This window comes from Hymenobacter sp. 5516J-16, assembly GCF_022919335.1.
GTDB lineage: Bacteria > Bacteroidota > Bacteroidia > Cytophagales > Hymenobacteraceae > Hymenobacter > Hymenobacter sublimis.
Genome location: NZ_CP095058.1, coordinates 1,208,645 through 1,224,913 on the forward strand (window position 1 = coordinate 1,208,645; position 16,269 = coordinate 1,224,913).

A 16,269-nucleotide genomic window follows, 5' to 3' on the forward strand; every position below is an offset into this window, starting at 1 on the left:
GCTATTGGTACCCCTCGTTCTGAACGAGGCTAGGATTAATGTTGATTTCCCGCTGTGGAATAGGTAGCGTAAGCTTAGGAGCTGTGCTCGGCACGCCAGCAGCTAAGGTACCACCAGTGCGTTTCAGGTCATAAATACGGAACCCTTCGAAGGCTAACTCCAACCGCCGCTCCTGCAGGATGTCAGCAAGCGTTATGGTACCAAACAATGGGTTATCCACCTTGGTAATATTTCCATTACTATCCCGCAGTTTCTTTGGGTTGAGGGTATCTGCTTGCGAACGAAGGCGAATCCTGTTCACATCCTCCCATGGAGTAACGCCTCCGATATTTGTACCTAGTTGCTGACTAGCTTCTGCTCGAATCAGATACATTTCCGCTAAACGAATAACTGGAATATTCTGACCGTAGGAAGAAAACTTGCCTGACCGCAGCACACCTGGGCGAGCACCGTCACCTATATAAATAAGTTTTCTAGTTCGATCAAACGTTAGAGAATCTGTTCCACGAGCATCCGTTCTGCCATATTGTGCAGCAAAGGAACCTAGTACTTGCACGTCGCCGCGACCTAATTGGCCAATACTGGCGAAGTGAGTAGCTAGGCCACTGTTGGAAGTTCCTGCATTATTCTGATCGTTTTGCTGGATTTCCAGCAGCGTTTCTGCCGAGTTGCGGTTGCGAAAAACTGATTGCACTGTAGACGACAACAGCTTACCGCTATTTTGAATTACGTCGTTGGCTAGGATCTGAGCCTGGGCGAAATTGCTTTGCTGCAAGTATACGCGCGCAAGCAATGCCTTTGCAGTAAAACTAGAGGCCCGCGTACCATTATCTGCTGGCAGCAGAGTAATGGCTTTGGTCAGGTCGTCTATTACCTGCTGGTACACGGCAGCCACCGTTGCACGGGGCAGCTGTAGTGCGGCTTCTTCCAGATTTTTTACTGGCACCAGATTGATTGGTACACCAGGCTGCGTGTTAGCACCGCCGGGCTCGTACTGGCGGGCGTATAAACGCACCAGCTCGAAGTACATATCAGCCCGTACGAAGCGGGCTTCACCCTCGTACTGCGTCTTTAAATTTGCTGTGGTTACAACTGGAAGAGCATCAATAACCAAGTTGGCTTGGTTAATGGCCTGATAAGCCGTCCGCCAAATACCTTCCGCAGTGGTGTTCTGGCTGTTGGTGTTGCGGTTGGCAATATCCCGAAAGTTGGAAAACGTGCCCTGAAACCGGATGTAGCTGTCGGGAGCTAAAATTTCTGGTACCAAAATCAGGTTAGTGCCATACAGGTTGGGGTCATCGAGCCGGGCATAGATGCCGACCACGGCGCTTCCTACCTTGTCTTCAGAATCCAATGCCGTAGCCGCATCAACGGACTGGTACGGGTCGATATCAAGTTGCTTGTCGCAGGCTGTCAGTCCTAAGCTCAAACCTAGGCCCAGTAGCACTGCTGACCGGAGAAATACTGTTTTCATCAGTAGTTAAATCAGAGAGTTAAAAACCTACGTTGATGCCTATCAAATACGTTTTAGCCAGTGGTGGCGTGTAGAAGTCATGTCCAATCAAGTAGTTAGCAGCCCCAAAAGCAGCTGAGTTAACTTCCGGATCGTAACCATCATAGTTGGTGATGGTGGCTATATTCTGGGCCGTCACGTAGAGGCGTACGCTTTGCATCCGACCACGCTTTACTAGCTCTTGCGGCAAAGCGTAGCCAAGTGTAATGTTTTTCACCCGCAGAAACGAACCGCTGGTAACCCAACGGGATGACTGCACGGTGCCATTGGCGTCCTGGTAGCGGGCCTGGGGTACATCAGTGATGTCGCCCGGGTTCCGCCAGCGCCGGAGTTGGTCTAAGGTTTGGTTGTCAAAGAAATCACCGTTCACGGACTGGTAAATACCAGCTGCGTTGTAAACATCATTTCCCGAAACGAACTGACCTAGTACGCTCAAGTCGAAGCCCTTAAAGGAAAAGTTGTTGGTAATACCACCCGTAAACTTAGGGTTAGGGTTACCTACTTTCTGCAGCAGTGGAGCTGGCGAACCGGCCGCTAAGTTAGTTGTTCCGCCTTCAGCCGTAGCATACAGCGCATCACCGTTAGTAGGGTCTACCCCAACGTACTTACGACCCCAGAACACACCGATTGGTTCCCCTTCCCGCACGCTACCCAGGTACTGGCTTTGGATGGGCGCGGCCAGAGAGGTAACCTTATTACGGTTAAAGGAGATGTTGAAGTTGGTGGTCCATTTGAAATCCTTATCAAGGTTGCGGGTGTTCAGAGAGATTTCAAGACCTCTGTTCCGCAACGAGCCGATGTTCTCGGTTATGCTTGTATAGCCTCCGGTGTAAAGCAGCGGGCGGCTCAGCAGCAGGTCCGTGGTTTTTTTCTCATACACATCCACTTCACCCGAAATGCGGTTGTCCAGGAACCCAAATTCCAAACCAATATCGGCTTGAGCCGTGTTTTCCCAGGTCAGGTTAGGGTTGCCTACCACTGTGCTGGGTGTAATACCTGCCTGATCGGCGTAAGGCAGCGCCCCGAAGAGGCTACGGGAGGCAAAGTTGCCAATCTCAGCGTTACCGGTGAGGCCGTAGCTAGCGCGCACTTTCAAGAAGTTCAGGATAGAGTTATCCTGCAGGAAATCTTCTTCAGAAATTACCCAGCCCACGGAGCCGGCGCCAAAGTTACCATACTGATTGTTCGCTCCGAAACGGGAAGAACCGTCGCGGCGGACGCTACCGGATAGCAGGTATTTATTGCGGAAGGTGTAGTTCAGGCGGCCAAAGAAGGAAACGAAAGAGAAGCCTTGCTGGATGGAGCCAGAGCCCGCAGTTTTGATAGCCGCGCTAGATACTTTCGTGAATTCTTCATTGGGGAAGCCCCGGCCTTCCGCCGACGTTTCCTTGGTATCGGAACGCTGGAAGGAGAAACCTGCTAGTGCCTCAATGCTATGGTCCTCTCCAATTGTCCTGAAGTAGGTGGCGGTATTGTTGGTGGTATAGTTGATTACCTGTACTTGGTTGCTGTACCCGTACCCAGTGTTACCCCCATCCTGGGTACCCGCGGCGCGGTACAGCTCCTCATTCAAGTTCAAAAAGTCAGCACCTGCCTCCGTACGCAATGTGAGCCCTTTAATGGGCTGGAAGTTGAGATAAAGCGTGCTGAAGGAACGGTACGTGCCCGCACGGTTCATGCCCTTATCCAGGTCCAGTAGGTTGTTGTAGTACAGCGTATTCGTATTCAGCTGATTCGTAGCTGGGTCGATTTTCGGCTGTAGCGGAGGCAGTGCATTCAGCTGCACCGGGTTGGAAAACGCGTTGTCGTTGGGCGTCCGGTCGTTCACGGAGCGCGTCAGCGACAGGTTCAACCCAACTTTCAGCTTTTCAGTAACGCTGTGGTCGAGGTTAATGCGGGCACTACCCCGGCGGTAGCGGTTACCGATAATAATACCCGTTTGGTCGTTGTAGGTAGTGCTGAGGTAGAAGCGCGTTTTTGCGTCGCCCCCACTAACGTTGAAGTCGTACTGGCTGATTTTTCCGCGCCGGAAGGGAGCATTACCCCAGGTTTCATCGAACTCCGAGTCTCGGTCTAGCCCAGCTTCCGAAGCATATACTTCGTTTAGATCAGGGTTAGCCCCATAATTGCGGAATACGTAGCCCCGGCGAGTAGCACTGTTCTGGATGGCTTCGTCGAACAGTTCTTTGTACTGTTCTGCATTCAGAAACTTACGGCGACGGGTTGTTTCGCTGGTGCCTATGTAGTACCCAACGTTCACCTTGGTTTGTCCCTGGCGTCCTTGCTTAGTAGTTACCAGCACCACCCGTTGGAAGCCCGCGAGCCATAGATGGCTGACGAGGATGCATCTTTCAGAATAGTAATCGACTCAATATCATTAGGGTTGAGGTCGGCCAGCGGGTTGAGCGGTTCCGTATCCGACCCTACGTCCTGCGAGGTTACAGGAATCCCGTCAATCACATAAAGCGGTTGGTTAGAAGCCGTTACGGACGAAGAACCCCGTACCCGAATCTGTACCCCGGCCCCAAGCTTACCGGAAGTCTGGTTGATGGTAACGCCGGGGGTACGGCCCTGAATAGCTTGTTCAAAGCTTACTACCGGTACGTTTTCAACGTCTTTGGCACTGAGCTGCGTTACCGAACCCGTAACGTCCGCCTTAGTTTGCGTACCGTAGCCCACAACTACTGCCTCGCCGAGTTCAGTAGCACTGCTGCGCAGCGTAACGGGTACCGTCGTCCGGTCGCCAACTACTACGCTCTGCGATTCGAAACCAATGGAGCTGAGCACGAGAGTAGCGCCGGGCTGCACGGTCAGGGAAAAGCTGCCATCAGCGCCGGTGCTGGTACCATTAGTGGTACCACGTTCCAGCACTGTTACGCCGGGTAGGCCCGAGCCAGTAGCATCGGTTACGCGTCCACTTACTGTGCGTGTCTGGGCTGTTGCGGAAGTAGCCAACAGCACCCCACACGCTAGTGGGATAAGGAAATTTTGTTTCATACAACCTGGCCCTCCTTGAGGCCGATTAGAGTGAAAAAAAGCCGGTCCGCTGTTCCGGCAAAAGCGGGTAAGCATGCAAAGTACATGCTTTTATTCTGCATGCATCGTAAATGCTAGCAGCTAGGATCGGGTGGGAACTAGGATGTTCGCAAGTAGCAACATAAAATCTTAACTGGAAAAAGTAGGGCTTCATCCAGACTGTTGCTTGTGGTTTTGATAGCTTGGGCTGACTACCTTTACTACTTGCTAGGTGAAGCTGCCTATCGGCTCGCCAACTTTCTACTCCCCCGAACCCGTCGTATTAATGCCTGATATACAGTATATCACGGAAGGACCTGATGTAGCACAAGCCGCCCAGGCCCTTCACCAGCGCGCCCGCGTGGCCGTCGATTTAGAATTTGATGACATGCGCCACCGCTACGGCCGCAATTTGGCCCTGATTCAGATTTATGACGGTGAAACTGTTTTTTTGATCGACCCCCTTCCTCTTACTAATCCTGCTCAGGAGCTAGAGCCGCTGTGGGCCGTACTCCGGGACCCCGCCGTAGAGAAAGTCTTCCATAGCTGCAAATCCGATATCCTGCTTCTGGACGAGCTGTACGGCGTGCATGTGCGCACCATTACGGATACAAGTGTTCAATATACGCTTTTAGCAGAAGCCGACAATAATATTTCCTTGGGGCGCCTGATTCAACAGGAACTAGGGCTGGAAGTAGATAAGGGCGAGCAGAAGTCGAATTGGCTGAAGCGCCCGCTCACGGAGGCCCAAAAGCACTACGCCGCCAACGACGTCCTTTACCTGTTTGAGCTGGCTGACCGCTTGGCCGACAAGCTGGCTGCTTTGGGCCGCACGAGCTGGTCGGAGCAGGAAAACCGGGCGCTGGAAGAAGTACGCTACGCCCGTGATGAGCGCCCCTACCTGCGTCTGGCTGGCAAATACCGCATTCAGCCCCAGGAGCTGCCGTTGTTTCGGGATTTGTTTCTGCTGCGCGACGAGGTAGCGCGCTCCATCGACCGGCCTACCTATATGGTAGCCAGTAATGACCGCCTGGCCGAACTTACGCGCCTACCGGTTACCAGCTCCGGCCATTTGCGCAACGCTCCCGGGCTGCACCCGGAGCTAAAGCGCAGCCCGTATGCGGAGCGCCTGATTTCCTTGACCCAGGAAGACCGGGAGCCGGAGCCTCCCCTGCCCGCCGAGCAGCGGCGCTTTCCCTTTCGGCGGCGACTTACGGGAGCCAAAGCGGCCCAGGCCGATGCCCGCGAGGCGCTGCTGATGGCGCTGAAAACGCATTTGGCAGAAGACCACAGCCCCGTTATGGCCAACTTGGTACTGAGTAACCGCCTGATTGCCGACATTATTGAGCAGGGCGCTGATGCTACCCTGCGGCCCTGGCAGCATGAGCTATTGCAGCATACTGCTACCCAGCACGGCATCAATTTCCAGGACGTAGCGCTACCCTTCGACCTGAAGGCCTAGCTAACCAGTACTACAAAGCCCGCTGGCTGATACGGTAATCATCGTATCAGCCAGTGGGTTTTTACGTGCGTGGGAATGTTACCGAAGCTTCTCATTTTGCTGATGCCGAGTAGCATCGCGCTGGGTTTTCTTGTCCAGGTTCCGGCGCAAGGCCTCGGTTAAATCAACGCCCGTTTGATTGGCCAGGCAGATAACCACAAACAGCACATCAGCCAGCTCATCGGCTAGCACCTTGTCCTTGTCCGACTCCTTGAACGACTGCTCCCCATACTGCCGGGCAATGATGCGGGCTACCTCGCCTACCTCTTCCGTCAGCATAGCCATATTGGTTAGTTCATTAAAGTAGCGCACGCCGGTAGTGGTGATCCACTGGTCCACAGTGTGCTGGGCTTCCTCGATTGTCATACTTGGCAGGAAAATAAAGATGAGTTCTGGAATGAGGCGGCGGCTTACGTAGCAGGTTTCACGGCAGGCAGAGGCAGGAGCCTAAGGGCTACTCGGGCGAGTCGAGCACGATGGTGACAGGGCCATCATTGAGGAGCTCCACCTGCATATCGGCCCCAAACTCGCCGGTAGCTACGGGCCGCCCGAGCTGCGCAGCTACTAGCGTCACGAACTGCTCATACAAGGGAATAGCTAGCGGCGGCGGCGCTGCGCCAATGTAGCTGGGCCTATTGCCCTTGCGTGCATCTGCCAGCAGCGTGAACTGACTTACTACCAGAACCCCGCCGGTTATATCAAGCACGGAGCGGTTCATTTTGCCGTCCTCGTCCGAGAAAATCCGCATGTTTACCAGCTTTCGAGCCATCCATTCCAGGGCCTCGGGGTGTCGGTAGGAGCAAAGCCGGCCAGCACTAGGAGTCCGGGGCCAATGTGGCCGGTTATGCGGCCAGCCACGGTAACACTAGCCTGACGGACACGTTGCAGCACAATACGCATACTGAAAAAGGTGATAAAGGGAAACAGTAGCTCTCGGCCGTGCTAGGCGTTGGCGGCCGTTACAGCTGCAAGTACGCTCTTGAAGGTAGCAGTTCGTACTATTGAACCCGAAAACCTAGTATTGCCCTGCTGCCGCCGCTTGGCGGAGCACCTCACGCCTGACTTGTGCCTAGCTTGCCTTCACCCTATTCTCGTGCGCTCTGGCTGCTACCGGCCCTGCTGCTGGTAGCAGCCGTGCGGTTGCACGGGCTGGCTGATGCCGCCCTGCCCGACTACGACTCGGTGCGCAACTGGCAAATTGTGCAGGAAGTGGCGCACGGCAACCTGCGCCACCTATTCCATCATGGCAGCCCCCTATTTTCCTTGGTGTACGCCCCAGTAGCGTGGCTCACCACGGATTATCGTGTATTTCAGCATCTGAACGCGCTAGTGGCCGTAGCGGCCCTGGCCTTTATGGCCGACTTTATAGCCCGCGAAGCTGGCCTGCGCGGCTGGCAAGTTGGCTTGCTCACCGTTCTGCTCGGCACGAGCCTGTTTCTTACCTTTTCCGGCCGCGACTTCACGATGAGCTCATGGAGCCTGTTGTGCTTTACGGGCTTGCTACGGGCTTACTACCAGCGGCTTCGGCAAGCTACGGCCGCGACGTTGTTCTGGGCAGTGGGGTGGCTGGTGCTGGGGTTGTGCTTTAACTACAAGTTCCTGCTTACCCTCCCCATTCTGGGGGTGCTGGAATGGTGGCGGGCCGATGGCTTACTTTGGCGCCGTGGGCACTGGTGGCGCGTGGCCGGGCTGCTGGCCGCCCCTACCTGCTGTTTGGCGTGGTAGGAGTACTGGCCGGGTTGCCCTGGTACTTGTGGCCTGCCATCTACTACAAAGTGGCTTTTCCTGATGCGGCCAACGCAGCGGGCCGGGCCGCCACCATCCGGCCCGATGGGCTTTATTACTTGCGCTACCTCTGGGATTTCGAGTCGGGGCTGGTATGGCTGGGGCTGCTGGGGCCTTTGGTTGCACTTCGCCAGCTGCGGCGCGGTAAGTCACTCTCGCTGGAGCTGTACTTGGCAAGCTGGGGCTGGTGCCTGCTGGCGGGCATGTCGCTGCTGATTAAGGCGCCGCGGGGCCTGCTCTGGGGCTACGGCATCTGGTACGCGCTGGCCTTCCTGCAGCTCCGACGGTTGCCGGCCGTGCCAATGGTGGTCCTGGTCCTCGGGGCAGTGGGGCTGAATCTGCACCGTATTCAGCAGCAGATTTATGCGTATTCCCCCTCCAGCTACCCCGCCGTGGCAGCTTGGTTACAAGCTCACCAGGCCGGCCCCGTAGTGAGTACCGTTGGGCTAGGGTTGGCGCCGTTTCAGCGGCCTTCCGACTCGGTGCGTGCCGTAGTGTCCAGTCGGGCGCTGCCGGCTTTGCGCCAGCGCGGCTACCAGTACGTATTGCTGGATAGTTACTGGCGCGTAACCAATGTAGCCGCCTTCGACACGCTGCAGCGCCAACCCGTTGTAGCCGCCTGGCACGAACCGCTGCTGACTTCTCCCCTTCTCTTTCTGGAGCACTCAGAGTTTACGGGTTTGGGGTACGAGGCAACCCTAGCCCGGCAGCAAGCAGCCCGCCGCGACTCAGTGCAGTTACGTCTTATCAGGTTGTAAAAGTCTGAGGTAGTGATTGGGCGAACTTGTGTGATGGCGAGGGCACCGAAGCCATCTGTCCTCGCCATGACAACTCATTCAGTCACTCATTCACCGAATCACCGCTTCACTCCCAGGCTGTCGAGCCAGTGCTGGTAGCGGCGGGCATTGCGCTTGTGCTCAGCGAAAGTGGCGGCAAAATCAGAGTAGCCACTGCCACCTGGACGGGCGCAGAAAAAGAAGTAATCGTGCCGGGCGGGCTTGAGCACGGCGTCAAGGCTCTGGCGGTTGGCGGAAGTGATAGGACCGGGCGGTAGCCCCTTGTGCTTGTAGGTGTTGTAGGGCGAGTCGACCAGCTTATCCCGGTTCAGTACCCGCTTCACGCCAAAGTTACCGATGGCCCAGAGTAGCGTGGGGTCGGCTTGCAGGCGCATGCCGCGGCGGAGGCGGTTGAGGTAGGTGCCGGCAATCAGCGGCTTGTCTTCTTTTTTGGCCGTTTCGCGCTGTACAATGCTGGCCAGCACGTGCACCTGCGCCGGCGTGAGGCCCAACGAGTCGGCACGGCGGCGACGCTCCGCCGTCCAGAAACGGCGGTGGGTAGCAGCGGCCGAATCCAGAAACTGCGGGGCCGAGGTGGTCCAGAGCAGGCGGTAGGGCCCGGGCAGGAACAGGGTCAGAATCGTGGTGGTATCGAGTTGGTAGCGGCGCTGGAGGTAGGCGTTGTCCTGCAACAGCCGGCGCAAACGGAGCGAGTCAGTTTCAAGTTGGCGGGCTACCTGCCGGGCTAGTTGGGGCTTGTACTTGAAGGCATCAAGGGTGAAAGCAACGGTGTCCTGCTCCCCGCGGGCCAGCAACTCAACCAGTGCCGCATTACTCAGGCCCGGCCGCAGCAGGTAGCGCCCAGGCTTTACCTGTTGCGGATAGTCGCGCCAGCGTGCTACCCGCTCGAAGGTGCTTACATCGTGCAGGAGGTCGTATTTGCGCAGCGAATCCAGCACGGCCCCGTAGCCCGTGCCCGTACGGATGTAAAGGTAAGCCGGCCCGAAGGCAGAGTAGCGCACGTTGGGCTTCCACAACACGTACCAGGCCGCTCCCAGCGCCCCCAGAAGCAGCAACAAGGCAGCAAGCAGGGCGGGCCACCGGAGACGTTGCATAAGGGAGCGAGCAGCAGTCAAACGAAAACAGAATAGGTCAACTCCAAAAATAGCCGATTTAGCCCTAGGCCCCGTTCACCAGTGCCGCTACGGCAGCTTCCAGCTCCTGCTGGCGCTGGCGGCGCTCCACTTCCACCGGAGCCGCCGCACGCACCTCACAATTCGGAATGGTGCACCGCTCGCAGGTTTCGTTTACCTCCTTCTGGGGAATAACCACATCGTCGAGGAAGCGGATTTTCTGCCGCAAGTTCTCGTCGCAAAGCAAACCCACCGTAACGCTCACGGCGGGCTCAGTAGCGGCGCCGGCGCGGGCTAGGGTCAGGCAGAGGTACTCGTCGTTGTTGGGGTAGTGGGAGCGTTGGGCCCCAAGCGTGTAGTTCGGCGCGTGGGTGGCGGGCTGCTGGCGCAACTCGGCAATCATGCGCAGGGAAATCCAGCGGCGGCAATAGTGCTCGTGCAATTCGTTGCCGTGGGGGTTATGCAGGCGCGAGAGGTGGAGCTCCTTGGTTAGCTTGTAGCCGGCCGAGGCATTGGCTTGGTCGAAGCGCAGGAAAAACAGGCTCTGGATACCGAAGTGGCGCGGCAGCAGGTTGGTAATGCGCTGCATGAACATCTCCGGCGACACATCATACTTGGCCAGCAACTCCAGCAGCAAGGCGGGGTCCCACTTCTTGGAGTTGAAAAAGCGCGTGAGGTCACGCACTAGCATTTCCTCGTCCATGAGCAAGGCCCCCGCAAAGTACGATGCCTTAAAATTGTTGAGTACTTCCTCGAAGGAACGCACCGGGAAGGAGGCATTCACGTAGGGCCGCTCCCGCAGGGCGAGGTAGTTGAACGCTACCTCCCGGCCCAACACGAAACCTTCCTGGGCCCCGCTCATGCCGGGCCGCAACAACAAGCGCTTGGCTTTGGGCTGGAATACGGAGCGCAGTCGCCCGAGGTGGGCGTACTGGTCCAGGCCGCTCCGGTCAATGGTATACCCGTAGGTTTCTACCAGCACCCGCTCCAGCTGGCTCCGGTCGAGGGGGGCTGCGGCGGGCAGCTTGTGCTCCACCATAAAGGTGCGCACGTCCTGCTCCAGCTCCTCAAAGTAATTGTCGTGCATCTCCTGAAAAGAGCGCAACGCAGCCAGGAAAAAGTGCTCCTGACGCATTTCGTAGTTGCGCGCAATTTCAAACAGGGTGCTGATAAAGGCGTTCATCTTGGCTGGCGCATCGGCAATCAGCTCCACAATGCGCAGCGGGTCCAGCCCGAACATGTCCAGCGGAAACTCCTTGAGCAAGTCCGACTGCAGCAGCTCGGAAATGGGTTCCAAGCGCCGGCTCAGAGTCAGGGAGGTGAGCTGGTCGTAGCTGACACCCAACACTTTGCTCAGGCTCAGAATTTTATCGGCCTTGGGGTATTTCTTGCCCTTCTCAATCTCATTGAGGTAGGAAACCGAGACGTCGCAGGCGCGGGCCAGCTCCGCGGGGGTGTAGCCGCGCTCCTGGCGCAACTCCCGCAGTTTCAGCCCAAAAATCAACCGGACAACCTGACCGTGACTCAGCATAACTAGGAATGAGGTAGAACGTGTGGCGGGTAAAGATGCGGTGATGGACGTCCTGACTGGGGCATCGGCTGCCTTATTAAGGCAAATACATGATGCCTGTGCGGGCTATTTGCTAGGTAGCACGACTACCGACGAAACAGCCGAGTCAGGAAGCAAGCACATTTTACATCAAAAACCTACAAATCTAGGCCTATGCATCGGCTTTAAGAAATTAGCGAACCTTCACCTGACCGTAGTCGCGTTATCAGCCACAGCTAATGCCTTCTTACTCGCCGGCTACTTGCGTCACGGGGGGTGGGCTGGGGCTACCTACTTCGGCAGACTCGTTATTTGCCCATTCCGAAACACGGGCACTACCGCGTATTCATCTTGGCGCATGCAGAACTCCATGTCTTTGTGGGCCTCTAGGTGGTTTAGGCGTCGTACGTGCGAAGATTTGAGCAGGTAGGCAGCCGGATCAGGCTGGGCCAGGGCCCACAAATCAAGGGCGGCCAGGGTGGCATCGGAGTCCGTGGTTTGGAAATCGGCCTGCAGGCGGGCGGCCAGGGCTCCTCCGAACAAGGTATCTTCTAGGCAAAAGTTACCCTTCCAACCGGCGCACACTATTACCACATCTTTTCCTAGCTGCCGCAGATGCTCCGCCACGGCCCCGATGTTCAGGAACGCGCCCACCACAATTTTCTCGGCGGCGGCCGATAGATGCAGGGCGCGGGTGCCGTTGGTGGTGGTAATGGCTACCCCGCGGCCGCGCACGGGCACTACCCCATTGAGGTAGCCGAAGGGCGAGTTGCCCAGGTCCACGCCGGCCGCTTGTTGCCCGTCGCGCTCCGCGGCCGTGAGGTAACCCGCGGCCGCCATAGCCTGGCAGTCGGCCAGCTCGCTAAACGGCACCAAGTGGGTAACGCCCTGAGCCAGCGCCGTTACAATGGAAGAAGTAGCGCGCAAAATGTCCACCACTACTGCTACCCTACCTTGCAGATTGAACACAGGTAGCAGTTCAGGCGAAAAGCAGATGTCGAGAGTGGGGAGACGGGAGGATGACATACCATGCAGTAATTAAGCAGAACGTCATTCCGCGCTTCGCTCGGAATGACGTTCCTGTACGTTTTATCTTCTGGTTGAAGTCCGTTACGCTTCCTCGGTGCCTTTCACGAAGGGCAGCTTTACAACGGTAGCGGGCAGTTGCTTGCCGCGCACCTGCACGAAAATCTTGCTACCGGGTGTGCTCAGCTCGGTTTGCACGTAGCCCAGGCCAATGCCCTTGCTCAGGCTCGGCGACTGGGTGCCGCTGGTTACGTCGCCTACTTTCTCGCCGGCTTCGTTCACCAGTTCGTAATGCCCGCGCGGAATGCCGGGGCCGTCCATCAGGAAGCCTACCAGCTTGCGCTCTACGCCCGCTTCCTTCTGCTTTTTCAGGCTATCGGCGTTGGTAAACTCCTTTGTAAATTTGGTAATCCAGCCGAGGCCGGCTTCCAGGGGTGAGGTTTCGTCGGTGATGTCGTTGCCGTAGAGGCAGTAGCCCATTTCCAGGCGCAGCGTGTCGCGGGCACCTAACCCAATGGGCTTCAGGCCGTGGGGCTGGCCGGCTTCCATAATTTTCTGCCACACCTGCTGGGCGTGTTCATTGGGAACGTACAGCTCAAAGCCGCCCGCCCCGGTGTAGCCCGTGGCCGAAATAATGACGTTGGGCGCGCCTGCGAAGGTGCCCTGCACGAAAGAATAGTAGGGAATGGTGCTCAGGTCGGTATCGGTCAGGCCCTGGAGCGCGGCAATGGCTTTGGGGCCTTGCACGGCAAACAGGCTGATGTCGTCCGACACGTTTTGCATCTCGGCGCCGTCGGTGTTGAACTGCTGAATCCAGTTCCAGTCCTTGTCAATATTGGAGGCGTTAACTACCAGCAGGTAATCTTCCTCACCCAGCATGTACACCAGCAAGTCATCTACGATGCCGCCCTTCTGGTTGGGCAGGCAGGAATACTGCGCCTTGCCGGGGCTGAGCTTGCTGGCATCGTTGGAAGTCACGCGCTGAATTAGGGGTAGGGCCTGGGGGCCGCGTACCCGGAACTCGCCCATGTGCGACACGTCGAAGATGCCCACGGCCCGCCGCACCGTGTGGTGCTCGTCGAGGTCGGAGGAGTAGCGCACCGGCATGTTGTAGCCCGCGAAGGGCACCATTTTGGCACCTAGCTGCTGGTGCACGTCGTTGAGGGGAACGGTTTTGAGCGTTTCAGACATGGGGTGGGAAATGAGGTAGAAATAGCAAATTGAGGTTGGTAGCTAAGCGGGGCGGCTAGCCCCACGGGGCCCGGGCTGGGAAGCCAGCAAGCCATTGGCAGGGCGAAAGTAGCCAATTATGCCGGGCTGGCGCGAGCAGGTTTGTTATCTTTGTTCCTTCTGGAATGCTGCTTCCAGCCGCCTAGCCTTTTGCCTCTCCCCGCTTGTTCCCTGCCGCGGCATGGTTCAGAGTTTCTCCCCTCCCATGCCCTACGATTTAAAACAGGAATTCGAATCAGCCAGCATTAAGCATCTGCTTTTTAAGTCGAAGCTGCGCTCTTTTTTGTACGGCAGCGGCACGAGTGAGGCGCCCATTCGCGACCCGCAAGCGTGCATTTTTGGGCACTGGATTGCCGAGCGGGCCTTGCCGGAGTTTGGGCATCTGCCCGAAACGCGGGAGCTAGACCGCGCCCACATCAAGATTCACCACGTGGCCAACCGGCTCATGGACCTGCACCAACGTGGCCACAAGGAAGAAGCTATTGCGGGCCTGTCGGAAATCAACGCCCTGGCTGATCATATTACCAAGCTCTTGCGTACGATGGAGCAAAAACTCCGCGCCGAGCAGTAAACGGCCGGTTTCCTGTTACCGTGCTGCATGAAGCTAAAAATCTCTACTAAACTCTTTGCCGGTTTCGTGGCCATCTCGGTGCTGTTTGCCGGGGTAGTTGCCATTAACTACCAACTCTCGCGGGCGGTGCTGCGCAACTCGCAGCGGGTAGAGCGCTCCACGCGCATTACGGGCGAGGCCACCACCCTGCTGCGTAACATCATCGACATGGAAACCGGTTTTCGGGGCTACCTGCTCATTGGCAACGAAACCGTGCTGGAGCCCTATTACGAAGGCGAACGAAACCTGCTGGGCCGATTTGCCCAGCTGCGCGACGAGCTGACGGTGGCCACGCCTCAGTACGAGCGCATGATTCGGGCCCAGCAACTGTTTCAGCAGTGGGCCGCTTACTCCCACTTGCTCATCAGCGAGAAACGGGAGGCCCTGCGCCGCAACCCCAGCCAAACCGGCCTCGACGGCCTGGAGCACCGCAACCTGACTACCGATCTGACGGGCAAGAACCTGATGGATCAGATTCGGGTGCTGTTCGCGGCCTTCGAGAAGGTAGAAACCCAAACCCGCATTAAGCAGCGCGGGAAGCTGGGCGACAGTATCCGGGAAACCCGCATTCTATCGGTGAGCATTACGTTGGCCACCATTTTTCTGGGCCTGCTGTACGCCTCCTACCTGGTGCGCCAGCTCGCGCGCCGCATTGGGGGCATGGTGAGCCAGGCCCAGCGCATTGCGGCCGGCAACTATACGGCCCAAGTGCACGACACGGAGCAGGATGAGCTTACGGAGCTGGCCGACTCGCTCAATACCATGACCGACACCATTAACACGAACATCCGACAGCTGGAGCGGCGCAACCAGGAGCTGGACCAGTTTGCCTACGTGGTGTCGCACGACTTGAAGGCGCCGTTGCGGGGCATTGAAACGGCCTCGCGCTGGATTGAAGAGGACATGGGCAAAGACTTGCCTGAACACATCCGGGAGTTCTTGAAGCTGATGCGTACCCGGGTGCGACGCATGGAAAGCCTGATTTCCGGTATTCTGGATTTAGCTAGGGTAGGCCGCACGCTCCAGGCCGACGAGCCGGTTTTCGTACGCCAGCTGCTGCGGGAAATCATTGACTCCCTAGAATTGCCCGCGGGTTTCGAGGTGGAGCTGCCATTTTACCTGCCAACCTTACACACGAACCGCGTTCAGCTCCAGCAAGTATTCACCAACCTGATCAGCAACGCCGTAAAATACCACGACCGCCCCGAGCACGGCAACGTGCGCATTGGTTGCATAGAGGGGCCGCAGTTCTACACCTTCTCCGTAGCCGACGATGGGCCGGGTATTGCCCCAGAGTACCACGAGCGGATATTCGTCATTTTCCAGACCCTAACGGAGCGTGATACCCTGGAAAGCACCGGGGTAGGGCTGGCAATTGTCAAGAAAATTGTGGAGCGCCAGGGCGGCACCATTCGCGTTGAATCAACTGAGGGTCAGGGGGCCACTTTCATCTTCACCTGGCCTAAGGAGCGTACCCGCCGCCTGGAAAACTGAGCCGCGCTGGTTCCGAACACCGCCATTATGCGGTAGTTGCCGTATAAAAATGCCGCTGCCACCTGGTATTTATCCTGCTCCTTTCCTTATGGCTTCTACCCCTGATCAACCCAGTATTCTGCTCGTCGAGGACGACCAGATGGATATAATGAATGTGCAGCGCGAGTTGCGCAAGCATAACGTGGACGTGCCCCTGCACATTGCCCGCAACGGCCGCGAGGCCCTCAACATGCTGCGCGGCGAGGGTGGCCAAGAGGCCATTCCCAAGCCCAGCGTGGTAATGCTGGACCTAAACATGCCCCGCATGAACGGGTTGGAACTGCTTTCTACCCTACGTTCTGACCCAGAGTTCGTGGGCCTTAACGTCTTTATCACCACAACGTCTGACCTGGAAACCGACCGCCTCAAGGCCCAGGACCTCGCCGTTAGCGGTTACATCATCAAACCCCTGAGCTTCGACAGCTTCGGCGAGGGCGGCACCACCGTAGACGGCTTCAGCCTCTTCTTAGACCTACTGCGCCTGAAAGAGTGAAATGATAACTGAGTGAGTTGTCCTGGCGAGGAGGCACGACCAAGCCACCCTTCCTCTCATTTACTTGGAGCTTAACAACCTGACAAGCCCTTACTTCCAGCGCGG

Annotated in this window: 14 protein-coding genes and 1 pseudogene; 6 read left to right on the plus strand and 9 right to left on the minus strand. The window is 57.2% G+C overall.

Going from position 1 to position 16,269, the window contains the following annotated elements; translation table 11 throughout:
• Position 1: 1 nt before the first annotated feature.
• From MUN84_RS05910 to MUN84_RS23635, 3 genes are read right to left on the minus strand one after another with little or no spacing between them, the layout of a single operon-like run.
• Positions 2-1,474, minus strand: coding sequence for a RagB/SusD family nutrient uptake outer membrane protein (locus MUN84_RS05910; protein ID WP_244697048.1), 1,473 nt, complete (start codon positions 1,472-1,474; stop codon positions 2-4).
• 19 nt (positions 1,475-1,493) lie between these two features.
• Entirely contained in the window at positions 1,494-3,815 is a 2,322-nt protein-coding gene (locus MUN84_RS05915; RefSeq protein ID WP_317239134.1) for a SusC/RagA family TonB-linked outer membrane protein, read from the minus strand.
• Positions 3,806-4,510, minus strand: a complete 705-nt coding sequence (locus MUN84_RS23635; protein ID WP_317239135.1) for a TonB-dependent receptor plug domain-containing protein — start codon at positions 4,508-4,510, stop codon at positions 3,806-3,808. The genes MUN84_RS05915 and MUN84_RS23635 overlap by 10 nt, the downstream gene beginning before the upstream one ends.
• A 304-nt stretch (positions 4,511-4,814) precedes the next feature.
• On the opposite strand from MUN84_RS23635, the gene MUN84_RS05920 reads away from it, so the two are divergent.
• Positions 4,815-5,990 (plus strand): ribonuclease D, encoded by a 1,176-nt coding sequence (locus tag MUN84_RS05920; RefSeq protein WP_244697049.1) that lies wholly within the window; start codon positions 4,815-4,817, stop codon positions 5,988-5,990.
• Positions 5,991-6,068: 78 nt separating this feature from the next.
• On the opposite strand, the gene MUN84_RS05925 is transcribed toward MUN84_RS05920, so the two are convergent.
• Both MUN84_RS05925 and dtd read right to left on the minus strand, forming a co-directional pair.
• Positions 6,069-6,395 (minus strand): nucleotide pyrophosphohydrolase, encoded by a 327-nt coding sequence (locus tag MUN84_RS05925; RefSeq protein WP_244697050.1) that lies wholly within the window; start codon positions 6,393-6,395, stop codon positions 6,069-6,071.
• Between the two features lie 88 nt (positions 6,396-6,483).
• Positions 6,484-6,929 (minus strand): annotated as a pseudogene (gene dtd / locus MUN84_RS05930) (D-aminoacyl-tRNA deacylase).
• Positions 6,930-7,103: 174 nt separating this feature from the next.
• Here dtd and MUN84_RS05935 point away from each other — a divergent pair.
• Positions 7,104-7,754, plus strand: coding sequence for a hypothetical protein (locus MUN84_RS05935; protein WP_244697051.1), 651 nt, complete (start codon positions 7,104-7,106; stop codon positions 7,752-7,754).
• Positions 7,703-8,572 (plus strand): hypothetical protein, encoded by an 870-nt coding sequence (locus MUN84_RS05940; protein ID WP_244697052.1) that lies wholly within the window; start codon positions 7,703-7,705, stop codon positions 8,570-8,572. The genes MUN84_RS05935 and MUN84_RS05940 overlap by 52 nt, the downstream gene beginning before the upstream one ends.
• 98 nt (positions 8,573-8,670) lie before the next feature.
• Here MUN84_RS05940 and mltG read toward each other — a convergent pair whose 3' ends face one another.
• The 4 genes from mltG to gcvT form a co-directional block, all read right to left on the minus strand.
• Complete coding sequence (mltG, locus tag MUN84_RS05945) at positions 8,671-9,705, minus strand: endolytic transglycosylase MltG (protein ID WP_244697053.1); 1,035 nt, start codon at positions 9,703-9,705, stop codon at positions 8,671-8,673.
• 64 nt (positions 9,706-9,769) lie between these two features.
• Positions 9,770-11,254 (minus strand): helix-turn-helix domain-containing protein, encoded by a 1,485-nt coding sequence (locus tag MUN84_RS05950; protein WP_244697054.1) that lies wholly within the window; start codon positions 11,252-11,254, stop codon positions 9,770-9,772.
• A 309-nt stretch (positions 11,255-11,563) separates the two neighbouring features.
• Positions 11,564-12,298, minus strand: a complete 735-nt coding sequence (locus MUN84_RS05955; RefSeq protein ID WP_244697055.1) for a 2-phosphosulfolactate phosphatase — start codon at positions 12,296-12,298, stop codon at positions 11,564-11,566.
• Between the two features lie 84 nt (positions 12,299-12,382).
• Complete coding sequence (gcvT, locus tag MUN84_RS05960; RefSeq protein WP_244697056.1) at positions 12,383-13,489, minus strand: glycine cleavage system aminomethyltransferase GcvT; 1,107 nt, start codon at positions 13,487-13,489, stop codon at positions 12,383-12,385.
• A gap of 244 nt (positions 13,490-13,733) precedes the next feature.
• On the opposite strand from gcvT, the gene MUN84_RS05965 reads away from it, so the two are divergent.
• From MUN84_RS05965 to MUN84_RS05975, 3 genes are all read left to right on the plus strand, one after another.
• Entirely contained in the window at positions 13,734-14,099 is a 366-nt protein-coding gene (locus tag MUN84_RS05965; protein ID WP_244697057.1) for a CZB domain-containing protein, read from the plus strand.
• 27 nt (positions 14,100-14,126) lie between these two features.
• Positions 14,127-15,632, plus strand: a complete 1,506-nt coding sequence (locus MUN84_RS05970) for a sensor histidine kinase (RefSeq protein ID WP_244697058.1) — start codon at positions 14,127-14,129, stop codon at positions 15,630-15,632.
• Positions 15,633-15,720: 88 nt separating this feature from the next.
• Entirely contained in the window at positions 15,721-16,164 is a 444-nt protein-coding gene (locus tag MUN84_RS05975) for a response regulator (RefSeq protein WP_244697059.1), read from the plus strand.
• Positions 16,165-16,269 lie beyond the last annotated feature (105 nt).

Coding starts and splice junctions, on each gene's coding strand:
- MUN84_RS05910 (WP_244697048.1), bottom strand. CDS start 1,474: ATGAAAACAGTATTTCTCCGGTCAGCAGTGCTACTGGGCCTAGGTTTG.
- MUN84_RS23635 (WP_317239135.1), bottom strand. CDS start 4,510: ATGAAACAAAATTTCCTTATCCCACTAGCGTGTGGGGTGCTGTTGGCT.
- MUN84_RS05920 (WP_244697049.1), top strand. CDS start 4,815: ATGCCTGATATACAGTATATCACGGAAGGACCTGATGTAGCACAAGCC.
- MUN84_RS05925 (WP_244697050.1), bottom strand. CDS start 6,395: ATGACAATCGAGGAAGCCCAGCACACTGTGGACCAGTGGATCACCACT.
- mltG (WP_244697053.1), bottom strand. CDS start 9,705: ATGCAACGTCTCCGGTGGCCCGCCCTGCTTGCTGCCTTGTTGCTGCTT.
- MUN84_RS05950 (WP_244697054.1), bottom strand. CDS start 11,254: ATGCTGAGTCACGGTCAGGTTGTCCGGTTGATTTTTGGGCTGAAACTG.
- MUN84_RS05955 (WP_244697055.1), bottom strand. CDS start 12,298: ATGTCATCCTCCCGTCTCCCCACTCTCGACATCTGCTTTTCGCCTGAA.
- gcvT (WP_244697056.1), bottom strand. CDS start 13,489: ATGTCTGAAACGCTCAAAACCGTTCCCCTCAACGACGTGCACCAGCAG.
- MUN84_RS05965 (WP_244697057.1), top strand. CDS start 13,734: ATGCCCTACGATTTAAAACAGGAATTCGAATCAGCCAGCATTAAGCAT.
- MUN84_RS05970 (WP_244697058.1), top strand. CDS start 14,127: ATGAAGCTAAAAATCTCTACTAAACTCTTTGCCGGTTTCGTGGCCATC.
- MUN84_RS05975 (WP_244697059.1), top strand. CDS start 15,721: ATGGCTTCTACCCCTGATCAACCCAGTATTCTGCTCGTCGAGGACGAC.